The sequence below is a fragment of the Paenisporosarcina sp. P5_A11 genome (genome assembly GCF_056400705.1).
Genome location: NZ_JBFUKT010000254.1, coordinates 1 through 3,379 on the forward strand (window position 1 = coordinate 1; position 3,379 = coordinate 3,379).

At 33.8% G+C, this 3,379-nt stretch carries 4 protein-coding genes; all 4 read right to left on the reverse strand.

The features are described 5' to 3' along the window. Window positions 1–213, reverse strand: a 213-nt coding sequence (locus AC1DOS_RS18860; protein ID WP_477538740.1) for a hypothetical protein, incomplete at its 3' end; no start/stop codon positions are given. Continuing rightward, window positions 210–1,058: a hypothetical protein gene (locus tag AC1DOS_RS18865; RefSeq protein WP_477538741.1), complete on the reverse strand. Its 849-nt coding sequence runs from the start codon at window positions 1,056–1,058 to the stop codon at window positions 210–212. The genes AC1DOS_RS18860 and AC1DOS_RS18865, both read right to left, overlap by 4 nt. Further along, window positions 1,045–2,997: a hypothetical protein gene (locus AC1DOS_RS18870; protein WP_477538742.1), complete on the reverse strand. Its 1,953-nt coding sequence runs from the start codon at window positions 2,995–2,997 to the stop codon at window positions 1,045–1,047. The genes AC1DOS_RS18865 and AC1DOS_RS18870 overlap by 14 nt, the downstream gene beginning before the upstream one ends. 23 nt (window positions 2,998–3,020) lie before the next feature. Then, window positions 3,021–3,248, reverse strand: a complete 228-nt coding sequence (locus AC1DOS_RS18875; RefSeq protein WP_477538743.1) for a hypothetical protein — start codon at window positions 3,246–3,248, stop codon at window positions 3,021–3,023. Between the last annotated feature and the right edge of the window lie 131 nt (window positions 3,249–3,379).

Consider the following 3,379-nt stretch of genomic DNA (forward strand, 5'->3'; position numbering starts at 1 on the left):
GGCCTTTACATTTTCTCTATCACTTACGGTATAGTCTTCATGATAAGAAAACATCGGCATATCAAATTCAAAGCTGCTGTTTAATACTTTACCTTCTTCACTAAAGTATAGATTGAACCATTTAAGGTCTTCCATATAATAACGTTCTAAGTATGCTTCGTTATTAATTTTTAAATCTTGGAGTGTGTGTTCTGAAATGAATATTAATTTCATCTTTRGTCCTCCAGTGTAATTTTTTCTATTTCTTTAAAGCTGGGTTTTAGCGGTTTACGCAAAATAAGCTGAGCTGCTTTTAGTGCAGGTAAACGATCTGTTCCTACATCTTCAATTTGCAGATTGTTTTCTTTGAAAATCTTCTCCATCACTTGGTACCATGTGTACTCTACTAAATCTTCTCTGTCATCTTTCATTCTAGTAAATACTTCCATTAAGCACGGAAGGAATATCATGGAAATGATTGTACTTTTTAACCTTGTGTTAGCATAACTTGCGTAATGATCATACTCTTCTTCAGGCAATGAAAGCAGTATAATTTGAGAATTTATTTCTACCTCCATGTATTCCTTGTTCATTCCTCTGTGCACATCGATTATTGCGGGGAGGTCCATTAATTCAGTGTTATCTTCATGAAGAGTTGCTTCAATAGCATTACCGATTGCTAGAAAATTTCCTCTTTCAAACGTAATCTCCATACCTTTATACCAGTCATTTAAAGATTCATTATAATAATGTGTGATTTCTCGTTGCGCTATGATAAACGAGTAAATGTTCACTTTACCTCTAAGATGCTTTGTGTCAATAGATTCATGAATTCCGGGTTTCGTATTAAAAAAGGCTTTCCGAAAGCTTGTTTGTGGACAATCAACACGAAGCATGTAAACTGCGTTTCCTACTTGAGTTAATTGTTCTATTCCTTCATTTTGTAATGAAAAGGAAGCACGGATTTTGAATTCTCCGAATACTTTCTCTGTAACAAAATCAACTTGAAAGCTTGAATTATTATAGTCATCATTATTCGGATGAAGAACTGGATAAGGATAGGAATTACTTAACTTCATAGACGCTCACCTCCATTACACAATAATCTGAGTAGTCAATTTGAATATCAACATTTAAGGTTTTCGTTATTGCTGTTGTTGAAAAACGAATTGTATTATCTGATATGCTATCCACTACCATGCGATTGTCAGCAAATTGGGCTTGTACAATTGGCAAATCAAAATCATTTTGTTCACCCATAACTTTGAATTTCAACTCGCCTCTTTTAATTGCTTTTTGTGAAGTAATCGCGAATCTGTATTGCCCAGCTTTCTTATTGGCACATGCATACTTTTGTTGGTTTTTGACAGGAACACTTTTCGTTGCTTCTTTTTCTTTTACACCAACATTTCCACCTTTATCTGGATCTATTGTTTTTTCGCCACCAGGTTCGGTTGTGCCGCCACCGCCACCCCCCCCAGAGCCACCTTCTCCAGGAACGTGTCCACTTTCTTCACCGTCAGTAATGCCAAACACCCCTAGAATTTGCTCTTCTGTTTTAGTAGGATTGTTTCCTCTAGATTTAGCCTTCTTAGATGGTTTTTGCTCAATTTCTTTTATACCAATTGACTTCAATCGTGTTTCAATTGATTCTACTTTTTCAGTACCATCTTCTTCTAGTAAATTTCTGTTTGGTAAGAAATCACTTAGCCCTACCGCATTCATCGAATCAGTAGTATTTTGTTGGAACGTATCCTTCACTGAATCACGAAGGAACTGACGTAAATCAGAATAAATCTTATCTGCAAGGGTTGGATTTTCCTCATACCGCTTCGGAATCCATTTATCATGAGCTGGGTTTTCCATTTGTTTGAACACTTTGTTCATGTTTTTTCCTTTCATAATTAATAGTCCTGTAAAAGATATGCTACCGCTAATTCGGTTTTGCTCATAGATTCTCATACCGTTTTTACGTGTCATTAATACACAACGATTTAAATCTTCCCCGTCCATCAGTAACAGTTCCGCTTCTCCTTCTTCAAAATCAATCTTGCCTTTTCTATTACTGAATGATTGCTTTCGATAGGGAATACGGATAGTTCGTTCAGATGTAAGTAATGAAAAGTAAAGCTTTAAAATTCGATTTTCATCATTATCATCCAATCTAGCAATTAATTCAGCAATGTTTTTATGATCGATTTGAAAACCATTAATTTTTACAATTAATAGCTTTTCAAAAACTGTTACAAAGAAGTTTTTTAGTACTGATAGAATCATTTCATTCTGCMAGTTTTCAACCTCTTTAAAGGATGTGACAAAAATGTCTGTACCGTATTCATCACGATTGAGTGATGGATCAAGATTTAATAGACCTTCAATCGGATGTGAATTATCATTTTTAGTGTAAAATCCTTTTCCAACGGTTACAAGATTGTCATCCTTATAAAAAGACATAATATCAGAAACTCCAATATGAGATTTGTACCCTTCTTTATCATAACTGGAGTAAAACAACGTCCTTAATTCTGAGCTTAGAAATGGAGCAGCCTTCCCTATACCGAAGCTACCACCAGAATCATCATCTTTATTAGAAGAACCAGCTTCTTTAATGAGGGAACTCCAAGGTGTACCTAATTTTGCTTCTTTTGCACCAACTAAGCCATTAGTATTAAAATCACTAATTCGCATAAATTCGATTTCTTTGTTTTCTAACAGTTCTAATCCTCTATTAATAAACATGAGAATTTTTTCATTTTTCTTCTCTGTTTTATAAAGCCAAGTATATTTTGCTTTGCTTAATGCATCAACGAGTTCGTTTCGGTTTGGTAAGATGTCATTTTTGAACGTGTTAAATTCTACCGTAACAGGTTTAGTAGGATCTTTTATGGCGTCCAAAGAGTTTTGACAAACCTCACGTGTTAAAGAATCAATTGGATTATCACGGAAGGTTTCTAGACTAGCATTATTAATTGAGTTAATACTACCTCCTGCGACAGCAGGAAAGTTCCAATATGTCATACATTATCATCCTTTCTAGTAATCTATTTTTTTAGCTTGAATTCCTTCTCTTTCGTTTCACTTTGGTAAAACTTCTGTTTTAATTCCTTCAATTCACTTTCTAATGTACCTATAATCAACTTCACGTCTTCATCTGTGTAATCATAGTTGTTTTTGTTTGAACAGTTCCCCAATAATTCAATCAATTTAATAATCTTGTTTGTCCTAGTTTCGGCCACTCTAATGAAACGCTCACGTTTAGTTTCCGCCATATAATGAACCTCCGTGTAATTTATAATATAATAGTAGTATACAATATTTAAAATAAATTACAATACTATTACTTCATTTTAATTTTGTAGTTTTACTACATTTTTAATTTATAGTAATTTTCATCGTTAAA